This is a genomic window from Pseudofrankia coriaricola (genome assembly GCF_001854805.1).
In the GTDB taxonomy this organism is placed as follows: domain Bacteria; phylum Actinomycetota; class Actinomycetes; order Frankiales; family Frankiaceae; genus Pseudofrankia.
In genome coordinates this window covers 20,530-45,375 of record NZ_MBLO01000191.1, presented here as the reverse complement: position 1 = coordinate 45,375, position 24,846 = coordinate 20,530, and the positions used below count along the sequence as shown (strand labels likewise).

The following is a 24,846-nucleotide window of genomic DNA, read 5'->3' as shown; positions in this document are numbered from 1 at the left end:
GATGGGTCCGCGGCCCCGGATGACGCCGGTCAGGAGCCGCGATGACGACGACCAGGCCGTTCGCATCGCGCGCCGGGTTCGTCGGCCGCGAGCGTGAGCTCGCGTCGCTCGCGGACCGGCTGCGGGCCGCGGCCGGCGGCGCTGGGCAGGTGGTCCTGCTCGCTGGCGAGCCCGGCGCGGGCAAGAGCCGGCTGGCCGAGGAGATCCGCGACCAGGCCAGTGCGCTGGGCCTGCGTACCTGCTGGGCCCGGTCGCCCGAGGAGGACGGCAGCCCGCCGTACTGGCCGTTCCGCCAGCTGATCCGCGCGCTTTCCCGCTCAGATCCGTGGTGGCGCGCGCAGCCGCTCGCACAGCCCGCGGCCCCGTCGCCAGCACGGACCTCCCTCGGCGTCGCGCGCGCGGACCTGGCTCTCATCGTCCCGGAACTCGACCACCTCGAGGCACCGAGCCCGGGCGGCCCGACCCAGCCGCACGCCACCGCGGCCGCCGCGCCGACCGCCGGCAGCGCGGATGCCGGCGGTACCGGCACAGGCGACGCGGGCACAGGCGACGAACAGCGTCTGCGCGCCTTCGAGGCGGTGGCCGAGTTCCTCGCCGCCGCCGCCGATCCGAGCGGGATGTTGGTGGTGTTCGACGACCTGCAGTGGGCCGATCCGGCGTCGCTGCGGCTGTTGACGTACCTGGCTCAGGACGTCGCCCTGTCCCGGCTGATGGTGTTGGCGACCTACCGGGACACCGAGGTGGGTGGGGGGACGCCGCTGCGGCGGACGCTGGCGGCCCTCGCCCGCGAGCCGTCGGTCACCCGGCTGCGGCTGGTCGGCCTGACCGAGTCCGAGGTCGGCCGGCTGCTGTCCGGCGTCGCCGGCTGGGAAGCGCCCGCATCGGTGGCCGCCGCGGTCAGCCGGCGGACTCAGGGCAACCCCTTCTTCGTGACCGAGATCGGCCGAGTGCTGGCGGCCGAGCCGCCCGGAGAGGCCCGTGCGGCCGTCGGCGCGGGCGCGGGTGGGGGGGCGCGCGACGGCTCGTGGGACGGCCCGCTGCCCGACGGTGTGCGCGACGCCATCCGGGGGCGGCTCGCCCGGCTGCCGGCCTCGTGCCAGCGGGTGGTCGCGGCGGCCGCGGTCCTCGGTACCGAGGTCGAGCCGGCCTCACTCGCCGTGGCGACCGGATGGGCGCTCGAACGGGTGCTGGCCGCGCTGGACGAGGCGGAAGCCGCCGGGATCGTGACCGGCACGACGCTCGGGCCGGAGCAACGGGCACGTCTCGGCGATGGCGCCGTCGGTCCAGGCACGTGGCGGTTCGGCCATGACCTCATCCGCGAGGCCGCCCGCCTCGAGATGCCCACGGCCGACCGGCTCGCCCTGCACGGGCGGATGGCCGAGTACCTCGCGGGCCGTGTCGACGCGGCCGAGCGGGTCAGCGAGGTCGCCGTCCACTGGCTCGAGTCGCTGCCCGCAGGGGATCCCGCGCAGGCCGTCTCCTGGGCGCGGCGGGCCGCCGAGCGGGCCGAGAGGCAGCTGGCCTGGGAGGAGACTGCTTCCTTCTACGGCCGTGCCCTGGCGGTCGCCGCCGACGCCGCCCTGGGCGAGCGGGATCGGTGCCATCTCCTGCTGGCCAGCGCGCGCGCCCAGATGCGGTCGGCCGACATGGCGGGTGCTCGGCGGTCGTTGCTGGCGGCCGCCGAGATCGCGCGTCGCGCGGGGGACGCGCGAACCATCGCCGAGGCCGTGCTCACCCTGGAAGGCGTCGGCGACTTCATCTGGTGGGAGGCGACGGGACGGGCGCTCTACCAGGAGGCACTCACCGCCATCCCCGAACAGGACAGCCCACTGCGGGCGCGGCTGCTCGCCCAGTTCGCCGTGAACGACGCCGGCGGCTCCTTCGCGGCGACCGAGCGGATGTCGGTCGCCGCGCTGGCGATGGCCGAGCGCGTCGGCGACCGGCGCGCCGTCCTCGACGCGTTGCGGGCCCGCCAGATCGCGCTCAGCGGCCCGGGCGGCACGGAGCAGCGGCTCGCCCTCGGTGATCGGATGCTCGCCATCGGGGTGGCCGACCGCGACGACGAGGCGGTGCTGTGGGGACGGCTGTGGCGCTTCGACGCGTTCGCGCAGCTCGGAGAGATCGACCGGGCCGAGGCGGAGGTCGACCTCGTCGCGGCGGCGGCCGAACGGACGGGCTCGTCGCTCGCCCGCTGGCACCTGCTGCGCTGCCAGGCGGCGATCGCGCTGGCCCGCGGCCGCTTCGACGACGCCCAGGCCCTCGGCGAGCAGTCGTTCGGGCTCGCCCGGCGGGCCGGCCACGACAGCGCGGTCCTGCCGACCCTCGGCTTCCTGCTGGTCGTGCGCGCCCAGACCGGCCAGGCCGACCGTCAACTGGACGAGCTGCTCGGCTGGAGCCCGGCGGCGATGCCGGGGCTCAGACCGATCCGCGCGTTGCTGTTGCTCATGCAGGGCGAGCGCAAGCAGGCCCGCCAGATCTATCGGACGATGGCGCCTCCCACGTCACTGCCCGGCTTCATGCTGCTGCCGGCGCTGGCCGGCACGGCCGAGCTCGCCGCCGAGTTCGACGACCGGGAGACGGCGGGCGAGATGTACCGCCTGCTGTCCCCGTTCGCCGACCGGTTCGTCTGCGGCGGCGCGGGCATCGTCGCCGTCCTCGGCTCAGCGCGGCTGCCCCTCGGCCTGGCCGCGGCGTGCCTCGGCCGGCTGGACGACGCCGTGCGCCACCTCCGCGCCGCGGTGGAGATCCACGAGCGTGCGGGCGTGCCACCGCAGGTCGCCACGGCCCGCTACCAGCTCGCGCGTGTGCTGGGCCGGCGGCGCCGCCCGGGTGACCGGGACGAGGGCGCAGCGCTGGCCCGGTCCGCCGAGGCCCTCGCCGCCAGGCTGGGCATGCGACCGCTGCGGCGCTGGTGCCAGGAGCTGGTGGAATCCCTTGCCCAGGGCGGGTCCGGGCGCGGGAAGGGACTCGCCGCCGGGAGCCCGCTGACCCCGCGGGAACGCGAGATCGCGGTCCTCGTCTCGCAGGGGCTGACCAGCCGGCAGATCGCGGCCGCCACGCACATCAGCGAACGGACCGCGGAGAACCACGTCCAGCACATCCTCGGCAAGCTCGGGTTCACCAGCCGTTCCCAGATCGCCGCCTGGGTGGCGGGACAGGGCCACCCGCGCCCTCCAGTGGCCTGAACACGCCGACGCCCACATGCGCGCGTCCCCGACGACCACATCCGCCCGCGGACGTCGGCGCCGACGTCCGCGGCGACGGCGGCGGTCACGACGGAGGTCGTACGGAAGGGCGGCGGGGCAGCTCGCCGGATCTGAGTACCCGGGATGAGTACTTTCCGCGACGCGGCCGGTCAGGGCTCGACCGCATGCTGCGGCGCATGACCTCAGCCACCCCTGCCGTCACGGCGGCGCGAGCGCGCCCTCGACGGGTCGTCCTGCGGGCCGCCCGGCTGTTCGACGGCGTCAGCCTGACGCTGGTCGCGAACCCGACCGTCGTCCTCGACGGCTCCACCATCGTCGCCGTCGACACGAACGCACCGATCGGTGCGGCCCTACCGGGTGGGCTCGAAGACGAGGAGGCCGCCCGGGCCGACGGCGTGACGGTCATCGACCTCGGTAACGCGACGCTGCTGCCCGGCCTGGTCGACCCCCACGTCCATCTCGCGTTCGACGCGAGTGACGACCCCGTCGGCAACCTGGCCCGCCGCGACGACGACGCCGCGATGGCCGCGATGGCGGCCGCCGCCCGGCACGCCGCGCGCGGCGGCGTGACCACCGTGCGCGACCTCGGCGACCGCGGTTACCTCAGCCTCACGCTGCGGACGGCCGCCACGGCCGGCCGGGCTGGCCCGGCCGGCCCGGCGCCAGGGGCCGGATCCGGCGCCGGACCCGAGTCTGGATCCGGCGCCACACTCCCGACGATCGTCGCGGCGGGGCCGCCCCTCACCACGCCGGACGGGCACTGCCACTACCTCGGTGGCGCGGTGCGGGGCGTCGAGGCCGTCAGGGCGGCCGTGCGGGCGCGCGCCGAGCGCGGGGTCGACCTCGTCAAGATCATGGCGAGCGGCGGGAACCTCACGCCGGGCACGCGCCCGGACCTGCCCCAGTTCGGGCCCGACGAGCTGCGCGCCGCCGTCGAGGAGGCCCACCGGCACAGCCTGCCAGTCACCGCCCATGCCCATGGCACGGCGGCGATCGCGGCCGCGGTCGCCGCCGGCGTCGACGGGCTCGAACACGTCTCCTTCATGACCCGCGACGGCGTCGACCCGGCCCCGGAGCGGCTGGTGGCGACGATCGCCGACCGCCGGATCGTCCTCGGCCTCACGCTCGGCACCGCCCCGGTTCCCGGCGCCGCCGTACCCGCCCAGATCGCCGCCCGCCTGCCGGCGCTCGTCGCGAATGGCCGCCGCCTGTTCGAGTCCGGGGCGCCGGTCGTGCTGGGGACGGACGCCGGCATCGGCCGCGTCAAGCCGCCCGACGTGCTGCGCTGGGCCGTGGGCCAGTTCACCCGGATCGGCCCGACGCCGGCCGAGGCGCTGCGCGCCGCGACGTCCGAGGCCGCGGCCGTCTGCGGCCTCGCCCACCGCAAGGGCCGGCTCGCCCCCGGCTACGACGCCGACATCCTCGCCGTCGACGGCGACCCGCTCACCGATCCCGACGCGCTGCACCGCATCCGCGCGGTCTTCGTCCGCGGCCACCGCCTGGCCGACGTCGCCGGCGAGCCGGCCAACGCCGCGGCGGCGCACGCCGGCCCCTGAACCGCCCCCCGCTCACCCGCCCAAGATGATCGCCAGCGCCGGTCAGGGCGCGGTGAGGGCTTCGGTGGGCTGGAGGTGAGAGGCGCGGGTCGCGGGGTACAGCCCGGCGACGGCGCCGATGGCGAGGGTAGCTCCAAGGGCCAGAAGCATCGTCCAGGGCGGGACGACGGTGGGCCAGCCCTGCAGCGTGGCGTAGCCGGTGGTGACGCCGACGCCGAGGACGAGTCCCGCGATCCCCCCGAGTGTGGACAGCAGCAGCGCCTCGGTCAGGAACTGGTTGCGGATGTCGCCGCGGGTGGCCCCGAGCGCGCGGCGAAGCCCCACCTCGCCGCGCCGTTCGAGAACGGAGATGACCATCGTGTTCGCGACGCCGATGCCGCCGACGAGGAGCGCGACCGACCCGAGGCCGAGCAGGAGCGCGCCCAGGGTGGAGTCGGCGGCGTGCTGCGCGGCGAGTGCGTCGGAGGGGCGTGAGACGTCGACCTCGTTGGGGGCCGACGGGTTGGCGGTGCGTGCGAGCAGCATCTGGGTGTCCTCGACGTGGTCGGGGTTCGCGCGGGTGTAGACGGTCGTCGGGAAGGTGTCGAAGCCGAGCAGGTCGGCGGCGGCGGGCCAGCCGACGAGGGCGGCGCGGTCGAGCTCGGGCGCGAGGCCGACGGGGGCGAGGATGCCGACGACGGTGAACCACTGCCCACCGAGGTAGACCTGCTGCGCCGGTCCGGTCGAGTCGACGCCCAGATGGGCGGCCGCCGCCGATCCGAGCACCACGGCGGGATAGTTCTGGGTTGCCTCGTTGAGGTAGGTACCGGTGCGGATGTCGGCGCCGACGGTGCCGGGGAGGTCGAGTCTGGTCGCCAGCACGGCGATGCTGCCGGATTCCGCGGCCGGGATGTGGTCGTTGCGGTAGACCCTCGCGTCCGGGACCAGTCCGATGGCGCTGACCGACTTGACGTCGCCGATGGCGTCGATCATCGTGACGGCCTCGGCCGGCAGGTGTGCCTGCTCGCCGAAGAGATTCTGGCCGGGGCCGACGGTGAGCAGATTGGTGCCGAGCGCGGCGATCTGGCGGTGGAAGTCCTCCCGGCTGGAGGAGGAGACGCCCATGACCGAGATCATGGCCGCGATGCCGATCGCGATGCCGAGGGCGGACAGCGCCACGCGGGTCGGTCGCGAGCGCAGGCCGGCGGCGGCGACCCGGACGAGGTCACGTGCCGTGAGATGGGTCGGGCCGGGCGCGAGGCCGGCGTCGGTCGCGGATCCGGTCGCGCGCCTCGGTGCGGAGCCGGTCCGCGGCGAGGCGCCCTCTGACGGCAAGGCGCCCGTCGTCGGCAAGGCGCTGGCTGTCGGTGACGGGTCGGTCGCGGGTCGGGCGGCGGTCATGCGGGAGCTCCCTGAGACGTCCGAACGTCGGCGCTGTCGCCGACCTTGCGGCCGTCTCGCATCTCGATGCGTCTCGGCAGGGCGGCGGCGATGTCACGGTCATGCGTAATGATCACGACGGTGGTACCGGTGGAGCGGAGTTGCCGTAGCAGGGCCATCACCTCGGCCCCGGCCGAGGAGTCGAGGTTGCCGGTGGGTTCGTCGGCCAGCAGCAGCGAGGGCTCGCCGACGACGGCGCGAGCGATCGCGACGCGCTGGCGTTCGCCGCCGGACAGCTCGTGCGGCCGGTGGTGGACTCGGTGATCGAGGCCGACTCGGGCAAGGGCGGCGCGGGCGCGTTCGAGCCGTTCCTGGCGGCGAACGCCGGCGTACAGCAGCCCGTCGGCCACGTTCTCCAACGCCGCTACGCCGGGGGCCAGATGGAACTGCTGGAAGATGAACCCGATGCGGTATGCGCGCAGCGCCGACCGTTGGTTGTCGCTCAGCGCGTGGACCGGATGGCCCTCGACGGTCACCGTTCCCGTGGTCGGCCCGTCGAGGGTGCCGAGCAGGTTGAGCATCGTCGACTTGCCCGACCCGGACGGCCCGACGATGCCGACGAGCTCGCCGCGGTCGATCCGCAGGCTGACGTCCACCAGGGCGCTGACCGTGCCAAAGCACCTGGATGCCCGGTCGAGGACGACGATGGCGGTCGCGGCGGCGCTCACTGGGCGACTCGCACGGTGGCGCCCTCGGCGATGTCCGCACCGCTGATCTCGACCTTGCCGTTCGCGAACATGCCGGTGGTGACGGGTACGAACGTCGACCGCCCGTCCCGGACCGTCTGGACCGCGTATCCGCCGTCCGGGTTCGCCATCAGCGCGGTGATCGGAACCGTCAGCACGTTCATCCGCTGACCCGTGACGATCGTCAGCGTGACCGGCGACGAGTCGAACCCGCCGGCGAGCGCGGAGGGATCGTCGAAGGAGACGATCACGGTGACGAAGGTCTTCTTCTGCTCCTCGATGGTCTGGGCGACGGTGCCGACGCTGCTGACCGTGCCGGCGAGACGTTGACCGGTGGGAAGGGTTACGGTCGCCGGGTCGCCGGTGTGGACGAGATGCTGCAGGGACACGTCCAGTGGGATCGACGCGACCTGCCTGGTGCCGCTGTACGTGATGACCTGCTGGTTGGGTTGCAGGCCCAGATGGCTCCCGACCGGGATGGCCTGCAGCGCGACCCGGATGTCACCTTCGTGGACGAAGATCTCGTCGGGCGGGACGGTCCCCGTGACGGGTAGGCCGCTCTTCGCCTGCCACGCCCGCACGGCCGACCCGGTGGCGGCGTCAAAGGTGTCGTCAACGGTGAGGCCGGTGTAGCCGAGGTCGTCGAGGCTGGCTTCGAGTTCCTTCACGTCGGGCCCGACCGTGCCGGCGGCGAGTGTCCGAAACGGCGTCGCGGTGCCGTGCAGGAGAATGACCGGCCTGCCGTCGACCGCGTAGACGGGCTGGCCGATCTTGACCGTCGCCCCCGGCGCGGCGATCCAGGTGACGACGCCGGACTGCTGCTGGGCGACGAGGCCGACCGGCTCTCCGTAGGAGATGAGGCCGCCGACCTGCTGTGTCTGGGTGAGGGTGCCCCGTTCGACCTTCGCGGTCGCCACGGCGACCGGACCGGCCGGAGGCGTCGCCGGGCCGCCGCCGAATCCCACCGCGGCGACGATGAGCAACGCGACGATTCCCGCCCCCACGGCGATGAGGAGGTGCCGGCCGGACAGGTGCCGTGACGCGGTCACCAGCCGGGCGACCAGCGCCCGCGCTCCGGTCCTGCCCGGCACCCGCCGGCCACCCGCCGCCTGCTCGGCCACCGTCTGCTCGGCTGCTGTCCGCTCGGCCACCGCCGGCGGGGCTGCCATCGGCGGGGCGGTCGTGGGCGGCTCTCCCGCCCGGGTCTCGTTCGTCCCGGTCCCGGCCATGGTCACGCACCGGCCTTGTCGAGGATGCCCTGGCAGTGCTGGGACGCCTGCTGGAACGCCGGGTCGTCACGGTCCACGGTGGAACCGGCGAACAGGCCGCCGGACGAGCCGGGCTGCGGGTCGGGGAAGTCTGGCAGGCCGTTGTCGCGCATGCACTGCGCGAAGGCCACATAGACGTCGAGATCCGCCGCGCCCGGCTCCCCCCGGCCCGCGGGAAGAAGATCCTGGCAGGCGGACGACGCCTGCTTGACGGCCGGGTCGGCCGGGTCGACACCCTCCCCGAGCTGCGGAACCCCGGTGGACGGGTCCGGGTCAGCCATGTCGACACCGTGGTCGCGCATACACTCGGCGTAGGTCTGCGCTGCCGGCGTCGCCGAGCCGCCACCATCAGGTGCCGCACTCGCGCCGTCCCCGGAGCCGCACCCGGCCAGCACCACGGCGGCCAGGCTCAGCCCGGCGGTCGTGGCCGCCCATCGTCGTGTAGTTCGCATCGTCCGCTTCCTCCATCAGCCGGTCGGGCGGTGCCCGAGTACATGGCCAGTGGACGGCGCCGCGGATAACCAGCCCGTAACGACCGGCGGCACGGGTTATCCCCTGGTTATGCCGGCGGCGCCACGCTGAACAGGGCTGAACAGGTCAGCGCCGGCCAGGAGAGGGGTAGGCAGCGCCGTGGTTCGGGTGATGATCGTGGAAGACGAGCCGCAGCTCGCCGACGCGCTGCGCGAGGCGTTGAGGCGGGAGTCGTTCGCGGTCGACGTGGCCTACGACGGCGGCGAGGCCCTGGAGAAGTGCGCCACCCACGACTACGACGTCGTGGTCCTGGACCGCGACCTGCCGGTCGTGCACGGCGACGACGTGTGCCGCGCGATCGTGGCCGCCCGGCGCCCGACACGGGTTCTGATGCTCACTGCCGCCTCGGCGATCCGCGCCCGGGTCGAAGGGCTCGCGATCGGCGCGGACGACTACCTCGTCAAGCCCTTCGCGCTGGCCGAGCTGTCCGCCCGGGTGCACGCCCTCGCCCGCCGCACCCTGCCGGCCGCCGCACCGGTTCTCGAACGCTCCGGCCTGCGCGTGGACCAGACCAGCCGGGCCGTCACCCGCGACGGCCAGCCCATCACCCTCACGAACAAGGAGTACGCGCTCCTTGTCGAACTCCTCCGCGCCGACGGCGGCGTCCTGTCCGCCGAACATCTGCTGGAAAAGGTCTGGGACGAGAACATCGACCCGTTCACCAACACCGTCCGCGTGACGGTGATGAAGCTGCGGCGCAAACTCGGCGCACCCCAGCTGATCGAGACGCTCCCGGCGGCGGGATACCGCATCCCGTGAACCGCCTGAGCCTGCGCGCCCGCCTCACCGTGCTCTACGGAGTGCTGTCCCTTCTGACCGGGGCGGTCATCCTGACGGTCCTCTACCTGGTCGTCCAGGCCCGCCTCGACGCCGAGCTCGCCGGAGACTCCGACTCCCGTATAGCCGCCCTTCGGCAGAAGGCCGGTCAGACAGGAGACGCGACGATCACCACGCCCGACGGGCGCCGGATCAGCCTCGAGGAGCTCGTCGGGCAGATCAGGGACAACGAGGAGAAGATCAGGAACGCTGCGCTGGACACACTGCTCGTGCCGGGCAGCGGCATCGTCCTCGTCATCAGCCTGGCCACCGCGGGCACCGGCTGGATCGTCGCGGGACGCGGTCTACGGCCACTCCATGCCATCACCACCACCGCCGAACAGATCGCCCGGTCGACCGGCCCCCACCGCGATCTGGGCCGGCGCATCGCGCTGACCGGACACAGCGACGACGTCAAACGGCTCGCCGACGCCTTCGACGCCATGCTCGAAACCCTCGACCGGGCCTTCGACGGCCAGCGCCGCTTCGTCGCGAGCGCCTCGCATGAGCTTCGCACCCCGCTCGCGCTGGAACGAGCCGTGATCGAGCTCGAGGCCACCAGGCCAGACGCTCACCCCGACACCATTCACCTCGCTGACCGCCTGCTGGCCGTCAACGCCAGGAACGCCGAGCTCGTCGACCGGCTCCTGACTCTCGCCGACGGCGCCAACGAACTCACCGAGCCCGTACCCGTCGACCTCGCCGACCTCGCGGCCGACATCCTGGCCAACACCGGCACGGACAGCCCGAGCAGCCCCCGGATCGACGCCAATCTAACGGCGGCCCCGGTACTCGGAGACCCCATCCTGCTCCACCAGCTCGTCCGCAACCTCGTCGAGAACGCCATCGACCACAACGTGCCGGACGGCTGGGTCACCATCACCACTGGCACCACTGGCACCACCGGCACCACCGGTATCACCGGTATCACCGGCGCCTGGGCTCACCTCACCATTGCCAACAGCGGCCCGCGGCTCCTCCCCCACGACATCGACGGGCTGTTCGAACCCTTCCGGCGCGGCCGGCCCAACCAGACACGCGGCACCGGCAGCCGCGGGTTCGGCCTCGGCCTCGCGATCGTCAAGGCCATTTCCGACAGCCACCACGCGCGCATCGCCGCCCTTCCCGGCAAAGACGGCGGACTAGACCTGCGGATCACATTCCCAACCGAATTTGACGCCTGAGCGCGTTTCCATGAGCTGCCGAAGACGGGTCCGGCAGGCTGGGCGGCCAGGTGCCGGCGTGCGGCAGTGGGCCGGGGACCCCCCAGACCCACATGCCCTCACCCATGTCCTCGCCACCGGCGGCGCCGACGTCGGGCGTGACCAGACCGGCCACCCCCGGGGACTGATGTCGATGCCTCGGCCCTCTGGGAGATGGGCGGTCCGTTGTCTGGGGAGCAAGGCGTTCGTTGTCATGGGTGGTGGTGCCTGGTCAGTAGCGGGCGGCGCTGGCGGCGAGAAGCGGTGAGAGCGGTGTCGGTACGCCGTCGACGGTCGTGCCGCCGTTGCGGGCCAGCCGGGAGAGGGCCGCGTTGTTGTCGGCTGGGAAGTTCAGCCGTGGCCGGGAGACCTCGTCGAGCCGGGCGCGGTGCTGGTCGCCCATGGTGAGGTCGAGCGCGGCGAGGTTGGTCTCCAGCTGGTCGACGCGGCGGGCGCCGATGAGGGTCGAGGTGATGCCGGGGCGGCCTTGCGCCCATGACAGCGCGACGGCAGCGGGAGAGACGCGGAGCTCGGCGGCGATCTCGTTGACCGTGTCGATCACCGCGTAGTCCTCGGCACGCGGGGCGCCCACCATCGCCGCGCGTGTCGTGTCGACGCCGGACGCGTCGGCTCCGGTGGTGGCGCTGGAGTACTTCCCGGACAGGAAGCCGCTGCGCAGCGGGCTCCATGGCAGTACGCCCATCCCGAGCGCCTGGGCCATGGGGATCAGCTCTCCTTCGGAGGTCCGCTCCAGCAGCGAGTACTCCAGTTGCAGCGCCACGACCGGCGCCCAGCCGCGGAACCGGGCGACGGTCGCCGCCTCGGCGGTCGCCCACGCGGGCACGTCGGAGAAGCCGACGTAGCGGATCTTCCCCGCGGTCACCAGGTCGTCGAGCGTCCGCAGGGTCTCCTCGACCGGGGTGACCGGGTCGAAGTTGTGCAGCCAGTACAGGTCGACGTAGTCGGTGCGCAGACGGCGCAGCGAGTCCTCGAGCTGGCGCACTGTCGCCTTGCGGCCCGGGCCGCCACCGTTGGGGTCGCCGGAGTGGAGGTTCCAGAAGAATTTGGTACCTAGCACGATCCGGTCACGCAGGCCCGGGCTGGCCGAGAGGTACTCCCCGATGATCGCTTCCGAGTGGCCGTTGGTGTAGATGTTCGCGGTGTCGATCGAGTTGCCGCCGGCCCCGAGGTAGGCGGCGAGGATGTCCTTGGACTCCGCCGGGCCGGAGCCCCAGCCGTGGTCGTTTCCGAAGGTCATGGTGCCCAGCGTGAACGGGCTGACGCGCAGGCCGGACCGACCGAGCGTGACATAGGACGTCAGGGACATGGTGCTCCTGAAGAGAGGGTTCGTGGTGATGGATTCAGTCCACCGCCGGGGCGGGCCGGCTCCTAGGACGATCGGTGCGAAGGTCTGCACGATCCGCTCGCGCCGGCGGTCCGATCCGCCCGCGGACGGCGCCGTCGACGTGGTGTAGTGGGGGACGTGGAGGACCGCCTGCCCGAGCTTCGCGAGCGAATCGCCGCGCTGGCGGTGGGTTCGGCCGCGCCGCGCTGGTATGACGACGACCTGAGCGTCTTCGCCACCGCGGCGGCCACGGCGCCGATGGGGACCGTGGGGCGCCCTTCGGTGGCGCTGGTCGCGCAGGGCGTGAAGCGCTCGGCACTGGGCGAGGAGGTCTTCGAGTACCGCGCGGGCCAGTTCCTGGTGGTCACTCTGGATCTCCCGCTGACCTCGCACATCGCGGCGGCCTCACCGGCCGAGCCGTTCCTCGCGTTCAGCATGCCGCTGGAGGCGGGCATGATCGCCCAGCTGCTGCTGGAGACCGAGGCCGCGCCGGGCGCGCGTTACGACGGACCGCCGCTCGCGGTCAGCACCGCCAGTGAGGACCTGCTGGACGCGGTCGTGCGCCTGCTGCGGCTGGTGGGCTCTCCCGCTGACCGCCCGGTTCTGGCCCGCGCGGTACGCCGTGAGATCCACTGGCGGCTTCTCTCGGGGCCCCAGGGCGGCCTGGTCCGCCAGATCGGGCTCGCGGAGAGCCGCATCGCGCTGGTCGCCCGCGCGATCGCCTGGATCAGGGATCATTACGACGAGACGCTGCACGTCCCGGACCTCGCCGCCGGCGTCGGGCTCAGCGTCTCGACGCTCAACCGCCATTTCCGCGCAGCCACGTCGATGAGCCCGCTGCAATATCAGAAGCAGCTCCGCCTGCAGCGTGCCCGGCTCAGGCTGCTGGCCAGCCCTGGCACCATCGCCGCCGTCGGCCACGAGGTCGGCTACGACAGCGCTTCCCAGTTCAGCCGCGAATACCGTCGCCTGTTCGGGCTCCCGCCCGCCCTCGACGCCCAACGCCTCCAAGGCATGGCGGTCGTTCCCGACTGACAGTCAGCGTTTCCAGCGCTTCCTCGTTTCCACACCTGCCGCGCACTGCGCATTCGTGCACGTCATGCCCAAGAATGCCGAGTTGCCAGCTTGCTGGGCCGGATGTCGGCGAGGGCTGGGACCATGGGCCGCATGTTGACGGTCAGCCTGAACGACGCGGCGGTGGAGTTGCTGGGTCTGGTCGGGGCATGCTCATCGTGGACATCGAGCCGGACAGCACCGAGACCAGCCGGTGAAACTGAAGCTCTCGTACCCCAGCTCCTCGGCCAGCACCGCGGCCTTGACGATGACCTCCGCCGGGTCTCCACGGGCGTGAGCCCCACAGCGCGCCGCACCGTCATGACGCCGCTTCCGCGCCCACGGTCATCCTCGGGACCGGGCGCTGCACGGTGAGCCACACCGTCCTGGCCACCGCGAGCACCTCGCCACCCTGCACCAGCAGGGCCGAGCCGGCGATCAGCTTGCGGCCCTCACGTCTGATCGACCAGGCGACCACCTGGTACTCGTGTCCGACCGCCGGCAGTGAGGCCACGTTGACGGTCATCTGGCCGAGCAGGATGGCGGCATCCTCGCTGATGTCATGGGCTTCGATGGCGGCGATCCCACTGGGACAGTCCAGTGCCGCCCAGGCGATCTCCGGGCGCACGCTCGGGCCGCCGGCCGCCAACGAGGCATCCGGTGTCCATGGCGCCGCCCACAGGGGCCGGCCGCGTACGAGCCCAGGGAAGATACGCAGGCCGTCGCCTCGCCCACGGCGAGTGCCGCAGACGAAGCAGGTCGGAAACTCCGGACGTTGGAAGTATCGCGAGTGGCCCTCTGCCGCACGTGCTTCGGCCATCGAGACGGTGTCGGGTACGCGCAGCGCCGGGCGGTCCTGGGCGGGCGCGGCCTCGGCTATGAACGTGCCAGCGTGACGGATGCGTACCGAACCCTCGGCGCCGGCCTCGACGGTCATGGGTGTGGCCAGCGGCGGCGGTCGGCGCAGGGTGACCGTAGCCGGGCCGTCGAGGTACCCGGCGAGGCGACCGCCCACGTAGCCACCGTTGGCGCTGTCGGGCGGCCCGCAGAAGCGGGACGGGACGGTCAGGGTACGCAGCACCGCGCGCGGCGGCTGTTCGCCCGCCGCGGGCAGGGGCGCAAGCCTCGAAGCGCGTGACATGGGGTGGACGCTAGGACTGCCGCACGGGGCCGGCCATCGGTCAAACTACCGGCACGCCGCCGGCTCGATCTCCCTGCTAGCACGGATAACGGGCGCGGGCATCGGGCAATTGACCGAGCCTTCACAAGCGTTGGCGCAGCCGCTGCTCGGTGACCCAGGCCGCGACCTGGACGAGGTGGACGGGTAGCTGGGGGTGCGGTGCGGAGTGTGCCCGGATGTCCTGGGCGAGCTCCGGGCTTGGCCAGGCGAGAGGGCGAGAGCCACGAGGTGCCCGTGGCCGTGTACCAGCTAATCGACGGACCTGAGGATCTTCTCGATCGAGGCCGTACGGCCCCGGAGCTCGGCGACGTCGGTGGCCACCCGCTGCTGGGCATCCATCGAGCTCTCGGCGAGCTGCTCGAACCGCTGGACGAGCTGCCGCAGGTCCTCCGTCTGCGCGGTCCGGAGCTTGGTCTTGCGGTAGTCGAAGGTGAACCACAGGATGGCGATGATCACGGCGGCGGCGGCGATCATGAACGCGGCGGCGGCAATCCCCGTGCCGGCGCCGAAGTCATCCTCGGCGAGATACATCAGGAGCTCTCCTTGGGTGCGTGACCCTTGTCCGGGTCATGGCTGGTCAGGCTGCGTGCCGCGACGGCCAGCGCGGACGCCGTCAGGCGCAGGTCGAAATCGGTGACCTCGTAGTACTTCATGGCTTTGCCGTCTTCCGAGAGCTCCAGGCTGCCGACGATCAGGCCGGCAGCCTCCAAACGCTGCAGGTGCATGTGCATGAGCGGCCTGCTCACGCCGATCACCCGAGCCAGGTGGCTCACATAGTCACGACCGGTGGCCAACGTGGCGACGATGCGCAGCCGCAACGGGTTGGCCAGGGCCGCCAGCATCTCGACCAGCTCGTCACCGGTCGGCCGGGCCTCCGTCATGTCCCTCCTTCACCTGTAAGAGGATTCTTACATATAAAACGATAGCGTGTCACATGCCGGACGCCACTGATCGTCCAGGGCGAGTCCCTGTTGGGGATCATTGCTGCCGCATCCGGCTCGCCTCGACCTGAGTCCGGCTGCCCTGTTGCGTCACCGTGGTCGCGGGAAGGCTGGAAGGGTGAGCCGTTTGTGACACGGCGTGAGGTTGGCAGATGGGGCTCCAGCGAACGGGACCGAGTCGGGATCCGCCGCTTGCGGCGGCGCGAGTGGAGCTGCTTCATGAGACGGCGCGGACCCGGGTCTCGCGGCTGGTGCCGCCATCCGGAAGTGTGATCCGGAAGGAACCGCTGGGTCCTGACGCGCCGCGACGGCTGCGGCATGAGGTCGAGATCCTCGAGCAGCTGTCCGGTGTCGAGGGGGTCGCGCAGTTGGCGGCCGGGGTGCCGCCGTCGGGTGGGTCGGTCCTGTTGGTCGATGTCGGCGGCACAGCTCTGTCCGAGCGGGCCATGCCACTCGCGGCGGCCGAGCTGGTCGATCTGGCCGGATCGCTCGCGCGCGCCGTGGCCGGGGTGCATCACCGGGGTTTGGTGCATCAGGACATCAATCCCGCGAACATCGTGGTGAGCGGCGACCGGGGCACGCCCTGCCTCATCGACTTCGCGCTGGCTACGACCTTCGCGGCAGTCCAGCCGGAGTTCGTCCACCACAGCGAGATCGTCGGGACGTTGCCGTACCTGGCGCCGGAGCAGACCGGCCGAACCGGTCGCCAGGTCGACCAGCGGGCCGACCTGTACGCCGTTGGGGCAACCCTGTACGAGCTGGCGACCGGTTCGCCGCCGTTCGGCACGGGCGAACCGCTGCGGATCATCCATGACCATCTCGCGCGCGCACCGGCACCGCCGTCGGCCGTGAACCCGGCGGTGCCGGCCGGCCTGTCGGCGATCATCATGCATCTGTTGGAGAAGGAGCCAGACGATCGCTATCAGAGCGCCGACGGGCTGGTGCATGATCTCGCACTGCTGGGCCGCGGCGTGGCGGTACATCCCGGCGACCACGATCTTCCGGCGTGGCCGCTGACGCCGTCCCGGCTGGCCGGGCGTGGGGAGGAGATCGGCGAACTGGGCGTGGCCTTCGTCGAGGCGATGGCGGGCCGCTGCCGTGGGCTCCTGGTCGGTGGCGCACCGGGGGTGGGCAAGACGTCCCTGGTCAACGAGCTGCGGCCCGTCGTGGCCGGTGGCGATGGCTGGTTCGTGGCCGGCAAGTTCGACCAGTATCGCCGGGACCAGGAGTACGACGCGGTTCGGCAGGCGTTCCGGGCACTGGGCCGGTTGTTGCTGGCCGAGCCGGAGGACTATGTCGTCGAGCTACGGGAGCGGATGCTTCGGGCGTTGGGAGCCAACGCCGGACTGATCAGCGCCGTTGTGCCGGAGATGGCGGCGCTGCTCAAGGTCCCCCCAGCGCAGGGCGATCCGATGACCGCGCAGGTACGAGCTCAACGCGCCGGATTCGAGATGCTGCGCGCCATCGCTTCCCGGAAACGGCCGGTGGTGTTCTTCGTCGACGACCTGCAGTGGGCCGGGCGAACGCCACTGGGCTTCGTCGACCTGCTCCTCGGCGGCGAGGAGCAGGTCGAGGGGCTGCTGATGGTCGGCGCGTACCGGGAGAGCGAGGTGGATACCGCTCATCCGCTGGCCCCGATGCTCGCCCGGTGGCGCCGGCAGCCGGTCGGTCCGTACCACCTGCGGTTGGGCAACCTGACGCCGGAAGGTCAGGCGGGGATGGTGGCCGACCTGCTGCGCCTGGCCCCGCGGCCCGCCGCCGAGCTGGCGCGGCTGATCGCGCCAGCCACCGGAGGCAATCCGAACGACACGGTGGAGCTGCTCAACTCGCTTCGCCACGAGGGCGTACTGGTCTGTGATGATCGTGGCTGGCGATGGGATCAGTCCACGCTGCGCGGCCGGCTGGAGCACGTGGACGTGACCGAACTGCTGGCCGCGCACGTGGCCGCGTTGCCGCCGAACACCAGGGATGTGCTGGCGGTGATGGCCTGCCTGGCCGGCCGGGTGGACCTGGACCTCCTCGAGGCCGCGGCCGGTCTGCCGGTGGACGAGGTCGAGCGGCGGCTCGGTCCCGCGTTCACCAACGGCCTGCTGGTGCGGGAGTCCGACGGCCGGCCCGGCGTGCGGTTTCACCACGACCGGACGCGGGAGTCCGTCCTGCGCGGCCTCGGCGCACAGGCGCTACGCGCCGAGCGGTTGCGACTGGCCCGACGCCTGGCCGGCCGAGGTGAGTTGTTCGCCGTCGCGGCGGAGCAGTACCTGCCCGTGGCCGACGCCGTGCACGACCCCGCGGAGCGGCAGCGGATGACAAAGCTCTTCCGGCGCGCCGCCGACGAGGCGAAACTGCTGAGCAACGACCCACTGGTGGAGCGGTTCCTGACCGCGGCGGCGACGTTCATCGACCCGACCGACACCGACCAGTTGATCGCGGTCCACACCGGCCGGCACGCCGCCCTGTATGGCCTCGGAAGGTTGGACGACGCCGACGAGGTCTACCAGACCATCACCCGGCTGTGCATCCACCCGGCGCAGCGCACGGACGCCACCGTGGTGCAGGTCAGGAGCATCACCAACCGGGGCCGGACCGGCGAGGCGATGCGGCTCGGCCTCGACCAGCTGCGCCAGCTCGGCCTCGCCGTCCCGGACCGCGACCATCTCGACGCCGAGATCGACCGCGGACTTGACGCGGTCTATCAATGGATAGACCAGACCAGCGAATCCGACGATCTGCGCCGGCCGAGAGTCACCGATCGCTCGCGGCTCGACGCCTTCAGGGTCGTCGACTCCGTCATGCCCGCGGCGCACTTCTGCGACCAGGCGATGATGGCCTGGCTGACCGTGCAGGCGCTGCGGATGTGGGCACGGCACGGCCCGGATCCCGCCCTGCTCGGCCCGGCCGGCCATGCCATGTTCGTGACTAGCGCCCGCAGGCAGGACTACCGCACCGGGTATCGCATCCTGCGGCGGATCCTCGCGGTCGGTCGGGAACGCGGCTTCGAGCCGGACATGTCGCGGGCGCGGTTCCTGTACGTGCTCAGTACCGGTCACTGGTTCGACCCGCTCGAGGACAACGTGTCCGAGGCGCGCCACGCGCTGGAAGAACTTGTCCAGAATGGCAATCTGCAGAGCGCGTGCTGGGCCCATATCGTACTGGTAATCGACCTGCTGGACTGCGCGCCGTCGCTGGACGCCCTGGTCGCTCAGGTCGACGCCGCGCTGGCGTTCGCCACACGCACCGGCAATGGCCACGCCGAGGAGTCATTGCGGACCTGGAGCCAGCTGGCCCTGGTACTGCGCGGCGAGGCCATCGACTCGGCGGCCGACGAGGCGGCAAAGCTGAGCAGGCTGGCCGCCAACCCGATCGCCACCGCCTACCTGCATCTCAACCGGGCCTTCGCCGCGGCCATCCTCGATCGCCCGGCTGAGCTTGCCCAGTGCACGGAAGCCGTCATGCCATTGCTGCCTTTCCTCGGGCCGACCTATGTGGTGGCGAGGGCGCACCTGCTGCGGGCCATGGCACTGGCCTGGCATGCCCGCACAACTACAGAGATGGGCCGGCGCGAGGCGATATTGGCCGAGCTGGACGAGTCGGTCGAGTGGCTGGCCGGGCGTGCGGCCGACGCGCCGGTCAACTTCCTGCACCTGCTGCGCCTGGCGGAGGCGGAGCGGGCCTGGGCCGCTGGCGACTTCCGCGCGGCGGCGTACGCGTTCGACGTGGCACAGTGCGAGGCCCCGGTACGGGCGCGCCCGTGGCATCGGGCGCTGATCCTGGAACGCGCCGCCCGGTTCCACCTCGCCCACGGCATGGCGGCAGGCGGGAGTGCCTTGCTCGACGCCGCCCGTCGCCAGTACCTGGACTGGGGCGCGACCGCGAAGGTCAGCCAGCTCGACTGGGCCCACCCGACGCTACGCGCCGAGCCCGCTGGCGCCCAGCCGGCCACGCGACCACCGGCGCGGCCCGCCGCGCGCCGCGCCACCATCACCACCGGCACCATCGACCTGCTCGGCGTCGTCGCCGCCTCCCAGGCACTCAGCTCCGAGACCAGCGTCGAGGGGCTACGAGCCAGAGTCGTGAACATCCTGTCGACGATGACCGGCGCCACCGGCGTCCACCTGCTGCTGCGCGATCAGGAGCTGCGGGACTGGTCGGTGCCGGCTGGCGACGCCAGCACCGTCTCGCTGCGGGAGGCCGGCCGGCGGCGACTACTTCCACTCTCGGTCGTCTGGTACGCCGAACGCACCCACGAACCCGTCATCATCGCGGACGCCACCCGCGACGACCGGTTCCGCCGCGACGCCTACCTCACCGACCTGGACCGTTGCTCCCTGCTGGCAATTCCCATCATGATCCGCGGTGAGCTACGGGCGATGCTGCTGCTGGAGAACCGGATGATCCGCGGCGCCTTCACCACCGAACGCCTCGAAGGAATCATGCTCATCGCCGGACAACTGGCCGTCTCCCTCGACAACGCAACGGTCTACGCATCCCTTGAGCGAAAGGTCGCCGAACGCACCCGACAACTCGCGGCCGCCAACCAGCGCCTCGAACAGCTCACAATCACCGACCCACTGACCGGGCTCGCCAACCGTCGGCGCCTCGACGAGGTCCTCGACGCCGAATGGCCCCGAGCCACGCACCAGGCAGCACCCATCGGGCTCGCCATGATCGACATCGATCATTTCAAGGCCTACAACGACCACTACGGCCACACCGCCGGCGACCGCTGCCTCCAACACGTCGCCGCCTGCCTCGGCGACAACACCCGCGACACCGACCTGACCGCCCGCTACGGCGGCGAGGAATTCGCCATCGTGATGCCCGACACCGACCTTCGCGTCGCCACCCGAATCGCCCACCGGCTCCGCTCCGCCGTCGCCGAGCTCGCCGAACCACACCCGCCGGTCGCCGACCACATCGTCACCGTGAGCATCGGCGTCACCGCGATCACCCCCACCCCCGACGACGACCCGACAGCCTTCGTCGAACTCGCCGACACGGCGCTATACCGGGCAAAACACGGCGGACGCAACAGAGTGGAGGCGACACTCCCACGCCCCGCACCGCGATAGCGGAGCTCCTGCCCGTCCGCGGTCCCTCCCGATGGGCGGCTGTTCAGAACCGTCAGCGGCTGCTAGCGGACCGTCGGTGGCCGGTCGCGGGGCGCCGGCCCACCTGGCGGCGCCGCCATGGCCGACGCGCCCGCGCGCGCCGCGGCCTCCAGTTCCTCGATCCGGTCGAGCAGGTCGAGGACGAGGCCCATCGCGGCATAGTTCAGGCAGAGACTGGCGCGCAGTCGTTGGATCCGCGCGATCGTGGCCAGCGTCCTCGGCGGGAACCAGAGATCGCCGCGGTCGTCCCGGGTCGCCTCCAGCAGGCTCAGTGCCACGAACCGGCGGACCAGGTCGGGATGCAGCCCGCTACGGCTCGCGACGGTCTCCAGCGTGAGCCGTGACCCCACGGCCAGGGCGGGCCGCGGGCGAGCCGGTGCCAGCGGGTAGCGGCGCCCCTCGGCCGCGCCGTACGGCACCTGTGGCGCCCCCTGTGATCGGGTGCTCATCGTGCTCGGCCCTCCCTCGGGTCGAAGTCCGACACGGTCGCGAGCTCCTGGAACAGCGCCCCTTCCCGCTCGGTCAGCGTCGCCGGCACCGCGATGCTGACCTCCGCGTACAGGTCACCGGGCGCTCCGGCACGGTTCGGCATCCCTTCGCCGCGCAGCCGCAGCCGGCGGCCCGTCGACGAGCCGGCCGGAACGTGTACCTTCACCTCCCCGCCCGGCGTCGTGACCGGGGCTGTCGCGCCCAGAGCCGCCTCCCAGGGGGCGACCGGCAGGGTGACGGAGATGTCGCGGCCGCGCAGCCGATAGCGGGGGTGCGGCGCGAGGCGCACCCGCAGGTACAGGTCGCCGGCCGCGCCACCGGAGCTGCCGCGGCCGCCCTCGCCGGCCAGCCGGATGCGCTGCCCGTCCACCACCCCGGGCGGGATGGTCACCTGGTAGCTACGCGGGCCGTCCGGGCCGGCCAGTGCCACCCGCCGCCGGCCGCCCCGGTACGCCTCCTCGACCGTCACCGCCAGCTCGGCTTCCTGGTCCGCGCCGGGGATCGGCCCCGTGGCACCTCGCGCGCCGCGGCCAGCCCCGAAGAAGTCGCCGAACAGGTCCTCGAACCCGCCCGCTCCAAAGCCCCCCGGACCACCCGTGCCGCCTGGGCCGACCCGGACGCCGCGGACCCGGCCGCCGCCGCCGCGGGCCCAGCCCGTGTCCGCGCCGACTCCGGCGGCCACCCGCTCGTCGAAGTCCTCTGGGAGCCGCCGGAAGTCCTCGCCGAACCGGTCGTAACGCGCCCTCGTCTTCGGGTCGGACAGCACGTGGTACGCCTCGCCGACCTCCTTGAACCGTTCCTCGGCCGCCGGGTCCGCGTTGACGTCCGGGTGGTAGCGGCGGGCGAGCCGCCGGTAGGCCTGCTGGATCTCCTCGGCGCTGGCGCCCCGCCCGACGCCGAGAACCTCGTAGTAGTCACGGGCCACCGCGGGTCACTCCGCGGGACGGGCGGCGCCACGGCCGCCCGCCTGCCCCGGTTGCCCGCCGGCCGGTCGCGGTGGGCGCGCGCGGTCCCGGCCGCCGTCGGGCGCCGCGTCCTCGGCGGCGGTGGCCTTCGGCGGCTGCTGAGCGACAGCGACGGCGACGGGGCGTAGCTGCCGCTCGGCGTCGCCGTAGCCGGGGCGGACCACTGCCACCACCGTGCCCGGCGGCACGTCCGGCTGGTCGACGAGGGCCACCGCGCTGTGCCGGGCCGGGTCGAAGGGCATCCCGACCTCCTCGTGGCGGCGGTAGCCGAGCCGGTCCAGTACGCCGAGCGCCTCGTTGCGGATGGCCCGGACGCCGGCCACGACCGAGCGCGGGTCGGCGTCGGCATGGGTGAGCGCGAGATCCAGGTGGTCGACGACGGGCAGCCAGGCGGCGGCCGCGCCGTCCCTGGCGGCGTCCCGTTCCCGGTCGAGGTCGCGGCTGAACCGTTTGCGAAGGTTGTCGAGGTCGGCGGCGGCCTGCCGCCACCGCCGGGCCAGTTCCGCCGGCTCCGCGGCGGCGGGCTCCTCCTGGAACCGGCCCGGATCTTCTCCCCGCCCCTGCTCGGTGGTCATCATCGGATCAGCCCCGGTCGAAGTCGGCGTCGATGACGTCGTCGGCTCCGGGCGCCCCGCCAGCCGGCGGCGGCTGCGCGCCGCGCTGCCCCGGGCCGCCGGCCGGGCCGCCCGTCCCGGCGTCCCCCGTGGGACCGCCTGGGCCGGCCGCTCCGGATCTGGGGGCGGCGAGGCCGTGGTAGACCTGCTGGAGATCGGACGTCAGCGACCGGACCCGGTCGAGCGGCGCCTCCTCCTTGACCGCCTGGCGGGCCTCGGCGACCAGCAGGTCGGCGCGCGCCTTCTCGTGCGGCGGCGCGCCGTCGCCGAGCTCAGCCAGCAGGCGCTCCACCTGGTAGGCGACGGAGTCCAGCTCATTGCGCGCGTCGATGCCCGCGCGGGCCTCGTGGTCCTCGGCCCGGTGCCGCTCGGCTTCCGCGATCATGCGCTCGACCTCGTCCTTCGGGAGGTTCGAGGTCTCGCTGATCGTGATGCCCTGCTGCGCGTCGGTGTCCTTGTCGCGGGCGGTGACGTTCAGGATGCCGTTGGCGTCGATGTCGTAGGTGACCTCGATCTGCGGTTCGCCGCGCGGCGCGGGCCGGATGTTCTCCAGCCGGAACCGGCCGAGCGCCCGGTTGTCCGAGGCCCGGTCCCGCTCGCCCTGCAGCACCACGATGTCGACGGCCGGCTGGTCGTCCTGCGCGGTCGAGAACACCTCCGAGCGGCGGACCGGGATCGTCGTGTTGCGTTCGACGATCTTCGTCATCAGGCCGCCACGCGTCTCCACCCCGAGCGAGAGCGGGGTGACGTCGAGCAGCAGCACATCCGAGACCTCGCCCTTGAGCACCCCGGCCTGGATCGCCGCCCCGAGCGCGACCACCTCGTCGGGGTTGACGCTCATGTTCGGTTCCTTGCCGCCGGTGAGCCGGCGCACCAGGATCTGCACCGCGGGCATCCGGGTGGCGCCGCCGACCAGGATCACCTCGTCCAGGTCCTCGGCGGCGACCTTGGAGTCCTCCATCGCCTGCCGCACCGGGCCCAGCGTGCGCTCCACCAGGTCGGCGGTGATCTGCTCGAACGTGGACCGCATGACGGTGGTGGTCAGGTGCCGCGGCCCGGCGGCGTCGGCGGTGATGAACGGCAGGTTGACCTGCGTCTGGGTCACCGAGCTCAGTTCCACCTTCGCCTTCTCGGCGGCCTCGAACAGCCGTTGCAGCGCCTGCGGGTCCGCGCGCAGGTTGATGCCCTGCTCCTGGTGGAACCCGTCAGCGAGGTGGTCGACAAGCCGGCGGTCGAAGTCGTCGCCGCCGAGGTGGCTGTCCCCGGCCGTCGCGCGGACCTCCACGACCCCGTCGCCGACGTCGAGGACGCTGACGTCGAAGGTGCCGCCGCCCAGGTCGAAAACCAGGACGGTCTCGTGGCCGTGCTTGTCGAGCCCGTAGGCGAGCGCGGCGGCGGTCGGCTCGTTGATGATCCGCAGCACCTCGAGCCCGGCGATCCGGCCCGCGTCCCTGGTCGCGGTGCGCTGCGCGTCGTTGAAGTAGGCGGGCACGGTGATGACCGCCTCGGTGACCTTCTCCCCGAGGTTCTTCGCGGCGTCCTCGGCGAGCTTGCGCAGCACGAGCGCGCTGATCTCCTCCGGCGAGTACGGCTTGTCCCGCACGTTGAACCGGACGGCGCCCCCGGGGCCGGGGACGACGTCGAAGGTCACGGCCTTGGCCTCTTCGCTGATCTCGTCGTAGTGCCGGCCGACGAACCGCTTGGCGGAGTAGATCGTGGCTTTCGGGTTGAGGATCGCCTGCCGTCGGGCCAGCTGGCCGACCAGCCGCTCGCCGCCCTCGGTGAACGCGACCACCGAGGGCGTGGTCCGCGAGCCCTCGGCATTCGGGATGACTCGTGGTTCGCCGCCCTCCCACGCGGCGATCACCGAGTTGGTCGTGCCCAGATCGATGCCAACTGCCTTCGCCATCAGCTGCTCCTCAGCGACTCCTCGAGATGCGACGGGAACGACCAGCAGCCGAAGTACCAGTAGGGTCTCGGCCTGCCTGCCAGGTCGTGAGGCGGGCGGCAATGACCCTCGGCGGCCGGCCGCACTGTCGACGAGCCATGCCACCCGCGAGGAGACGACCCCTGCGGCGGGCTCCCAGCGCCTCGCCACGACAGGCCCTGCCCGGTCGAGACGCAGGTAAGCGACCCGGTCCGGGAGAGCCGGTGGAGCTTCCATCCGACGACGAGATGGAAGGCGGTGAGCGCGAAGAGGCCGAGCGCGACGGCCAGCGAGCCTCGGTCTACCAACGTGACCGCGCTCGCCGCGTGCCCGGCGGTCCCGAGCAGCATGCTCACCTGGCCGATGCCCCCGCCGAAGTGGGCGTGGCTGCCATGGCCGGCCTGACCGGAGGCCGGACCGGAGGCGCGGCCGGCGCCGTGCCAGGCCCCGTGCTCGACCTGAACAACCGCGCCCAGATCGCGGTGCTGGTCCACGACGCCGGCCCGGCCGGCACAGACCGGGCCGACAGCTGGCGGAGGG

Annotated in this window: 19 protein-coding genes; 6 read left to right on the top strand and 13 right to left on the bottom strand. The window is 72.6% G+C overall.

Translation table 11 applies throughout. The features are described 5' to 3' along the window. Positions 1-41: 41 nt before the first annotated feature. Together BCD48_RS21770 and BCD48_RS21765 are read left to right on the top strand one after the other, a co-directional pair. A complete protein-coding gene (locus BCD48_RS21770) occupies positions 42-3,185 on the top strand; it encodes an ATP-binding protein (RefSeq protein WP_071050239.1) in 3,144 nt (1,047 codons plus the stop codon). A gap of 197 nt (positions 3,186-3,382) precedes the next feature. Beyond that, positions 3,383-4,762, top strand: a complete 1,380-nt coding sequence (locus BCD48_RS21765; RefSeq protein WP_071050275.1) for an amidohydrolase family protein — start codon at positions 3,383-3,385, stop codon at positions 4,760-4,762. Positions 4,763-4,804: 42 nt separating this feature from the next. Here the strand turns inward: BCD48_RS21765 and BCD48_RS21760 are convergent, their stop codons facing one another. From BCD48_RS21760 to BCD48_RS21745, 4 genes are read right to left on the bottom strand one after another with little or no spacing between them, the layout of a single operon-like run. Continuing rightward, positions 4,805-6,142: an ABC transporter permease gene (locus BCD48_RS21760; RefSeq protein ID WP_083419011.1), complete on the bottom strand. Its 1,338-nt coding sequence runs from the start codon at positions 6,140-6,142 to the stop codon at positions 4,805-4,807. After that, complete coding sequence (locus BCD48_RS21755) at positions 6,139-6,849, bottom strand: ABC transporter ATP-binding protein (protein WP_083419010.1); 711 nt, start codon at positions 6,847-6,849, stop codon at positions 6,139-6,141. The genes BCD48_RS21760 and BCD48_RS21755 overlap by 4 nt, the downstream gene beginning before the upstream one ends. Next, positions 6,846-8,096, bottom strand: a complete 1,251-nt coding sequence (locus BCD48_RS21750) for a peptidoglycan-binding protein (protein WP_241841908.1) — start codon at positions 8,094-8,096, stop codon at positions 6,846-6,848. Before BCD48_RS21750 ends, BCD48_RS21755 begins: the two co-directional genes overlap by 4 nt. Positions 8,097-8,098: 2 nt before the next feature. Then, the gene (locus BCD48_RS21745; protein ID WP_071050237.1) at positions 8,099-8,587 is read right to left on the bottom strand and encodes a hypothetical protein; all 489 of its coding nucleotides are present in this window, start codon (positions 8,585-8,587) and stop codon (positions 8,099-8,101) included. A 190-nt stretch (positions 8,588-8,777) separates the two neighbouring features. On the opposite strand from BCD48_RS21745, the gene BCD48_RS21740 reads away from it, so the two are divergent. Then, a complete protein-coding gene (locus tag BCD48_RS21740) occupies positions 8,778-9,425 on the top strand; it encodes a response regulator transcription factor (protein ID WP_116271612.1) in 648 nt (215 codons plus the stop codon). Beyond that, positions 9,422-10,666 carry a sensor histidine kinase gene (locus BCD48_RS21735; RefSeq protein WP_071050235.1) on the top strand — a complete coding sequence of 415 codons (1,245 nt, stop codon included), beginning with the start codon at positions 9,422-9,424 and terminating at the stop codon, positions 10,664-10,666. The genes BCD48_RS21740 and BCD48_RS21735 overlap by 4 nt, the downstream gene beginning before the upstream one ends. Before the next feature lie 250 nt (positions 10,667-10,916). On the opposite strand, the gene BCD48_RS21730 is transcribed toward BCD48_RS21735, so the two are convergent. Beyond that, positions 10,917-12,011 carry an aldo/keto reductase gene (locus BCD48_RS21730; protein ID WP_071050234.1) on the bottom strand — a complete coding sequence of 365 codons (1,095 nt, stop codon included), beginning with the start codon at positions 12,009-12,011 and terminating at the stop codon, positions 10,917-10,919. Between the two features lie 147 nt (positions 12,012-12,158). On the opposite strand from BCD48_RS21730, the gene BCD48_RS21725 reads away from it, so the two are divergent. Further along, a complete protein-coding gene (locus tag BCD48_RS21725; RefSeq protein WP_198543340.1) occupies positions 12,159-13,064 on the top strand; it encodes an AraC family transcriptional regulator in 906 nt (301 codons plus the stop codon). Between the two features lie 337 nt (positions 13,065-13,401). On the opposite strand, the gene BCD48_RS21720 is transcribed toward BCD48_RS21725, so the two are convergent. The 3 genes from BCD48_RS21720 to BCD48_RS21710 all read right to left on the bottom strand — a co-directional run bounded on the left by BCD48_RS21720 (position 13,402) and on the right by BCD48_RS21710 (position 15,143). Continuing rightward, positions 13,402-14,223 carry a hypothetical protein gene (locus BCD48_RS21720; RefSeq protein ID WP_131804079.1) on the bottom strand — a complete coding sequence of 274 codons (822 nt, stop codon included), beginning with the start codon at positions 14,221-14,223 and terminating at the stop codon, positions 13,402-13,404. Positions 14,224-14,511: 288 nt separating this feature from the next. Continuing rightward, a complete protein-coding gene (locus BCD48_RS21715; protein ID WP_071050233.1) occupies positions 14,512-14,793 on the bottom strand; it encodes a hypothetical protein in 282 nt (93 codons plus the stop codon). After that, entirely contained in the window at positions 14,793-15,143 is a 351-nt protein-coding gene (locus BCD48_RS21710) for an ArsR/SmtB family transcription factor (RefSeq protein WP_071050232.1), read from the bottom strand. Before BCD48_RS21710 ends, BCD48_RS21715 begins: the two co-directional genes overlap by 1 nt. Positions 15,144-15,355: 212 nt before the next feature. Between BCD48_RS21710 and BCD48_RS21705 the strand changes: the two genes are divergently transcribed. After that, the gene (locus tag BCD48_RS21705; RefSeq protein WP_071050231.1) at positions 15,356-20,272 is read left to right on the top strand and encodes a diguanylate cyclase; all 4,917 of its coding nucleotides are present in this window, start codon (positions 15,356-15,358) and stop codon (positions 20,270-20,272) included. 62 nt (positions 20,273-20,334) lie between these two features. Here BCD48_RS21705 and BCD48_RS47050 read toward each other — a convergent pair whose 3' ends face one another. From BCD48_RS47050 to BCD48_RS21680, 5 genes are read right to left on the bottom strand one after another with little or no spacing between them, the layout of a single operon-like run. Beyond that, positions 20,335-20,760 (bottom strand): chaperone modulator CbpM, encoded by a 426-nt coding sequence (locus tag BCD48_RS47050; protein WP_083419008.1) that lies wholly within the window; start codon positions 20,758-20,760, stop codon positions 20,335-20,337. Continuing rightward, positions 20,757-21,725 (bottom strand): DnaJ C-terminal domain-containing protein, encoded by a 969-nt coding sequence (locus BCD48_RS21695; RefSeq protein ID WP_071050230.1) that lies wholly within the window; start codon positions 21,723-21,725, stop codon positions 20,757-20,759. Before BCD48_RS21695 ends, BCD48_RS47050 begins: the two co-directional genes overlap by 4 nt. A 6-nt stretch (positions 21,726-21,731) precedes the next feature. Next, a complete protein-coding gene (locus BCD48_RS21690; RefSeq protein ID WP_083419007.1) occupies positions 21,732-22,343 on the bottom strand; it encodes a nucleotide exchange factor GrpE in 612 nt (203 codons plus the stop codon). A gap of 4 nt (positions 22,344-22,347) precedes the next feature. Then, a complete protein-coding gene (dnaK, locus tag BCD48_RS21685; RefSeq protein WP_071050229.1) occupies positions 22,348-24,288 on the bottom strand; it encodes a molecular chaperone DnaK in 1,941 nt (646 codons plus the stop codon). Beyond that, the gene (locus tag BCD48_RS21680; protein ID WP_071050228.1) at positions 24,288-24,800 is read right to left on the bottom strand and encodes a hypothetical protein; all 513 of its coding nucleotides are present in this window, start codon (positions 24,798-24,800) and stop codon (positions 24,288-24,290) included. Before BCD48_RS21680 ends, dnaK begins: the two co-directional genes overlap by 1 nt. Between the last annotated feature and the right edge of the window lie 46 nt (positions 24,801-24,846).

Bases quoted from the DNA above. Each gene is read 5' to 3' on its own strand.
- BCD48_RS21715 (WP_071050233.1), bottom strand. From the start codon at position 14,793: ATGTATCTCGCCGAGGATGACTTCGGCGCCGGCACGGGGATTGCCGCC.
- BCD48_RS21750 (WP_241841908.1), bottom strand. From the start codon at position 8,096: ATGGCCGGGACCGGGACGAACGAGACCCGGGCGGGAGAGCCGCCCACG.
- BCD48_RS21740 (WP_116271612.1), top strand. From the start codon at position 8,778: ATGATCGTGGAAGACGAGCCGCAGCTCGCCGACGCGCTGCGCGAGGCG.
- dnaK (WP_071050229.1), bottom strand. From the start codon at position 24,288: ATGGCGAAGGCAGTTGGCATCGATCTGGGCACGACCAACTCGGTGATC.
- BCD48_RS47050 (WP_083419008.1), bottom strand. From the start codon at position 20,760: ATGAGCACCCGATCACAGGGGGCGCCACAGGTGCCGTACGGCGCGGCC.
- BCD48_RS21710 (WP_071050232.1), bottom strand. From the start codon at position 15,143: ATGACGGAGGCCCGGCCGACCGGTGACGAGCTGGTCGAGATGCTGGCG.
- BCD48_RS21720 (WP_131804079.1), bottom strand. From the start codon at position 14,223: ATGTCACGCGCTTCGAGGCTTGCGCCCCTGCCCGCGGCGGGCGAACAG.
- BCD48_RS21705 (WP_071050231.1), top strand. From the start codon at position 15,356: ATGGGGCTCCAGCGAACGGGACCGAGTCGGGATCCGCCGCTTGCGGCG.
- BCD48_RS21745 (WP_071050237.1), bottom strand. From the start codon at position 8,587: ATGCGAACTACACGACGATGGGCGGCCACGACCGCCGGGCTGAGCCTG.
- BCD48_RS21770 (WP_071050239.1), top strand. From the start codon at position 42: ATGACGACGACCAGGCCGTTCGCATCGCGCGCCGGGTTCGTCGGCCGC.
- BCD48_RS21730 (WP_071050234.1), bottom strand. From the start codon at position 12,011: ATGTCCCTGACGTCCTATGTCACGCTCGGTCGGTCCGGCCTGCGCGTC.
- BCD48_RS21765 (WP_071050275.1), top strand. From the start codon at position 3,383: ATGACCTCAGCCACCCCTGCCGTCACGGCGGCGCGAGCGCGCCCTCGA.
- BCD48_RS21690 (WP_083419007.1), bottom strand. From the start codon at position 22,343: ATGATGACCACCGAGCAGGGGCGGGGAGAAGATCCGGGCCGGTTCCAG.
- BCD48_RS21760 (WP_083419011.1), bottom strand. From the start codon at position 6,142: ATGACCGCCGCCCGACCCGCGACCGACCCGTCACCGACAGCCAGCGCC.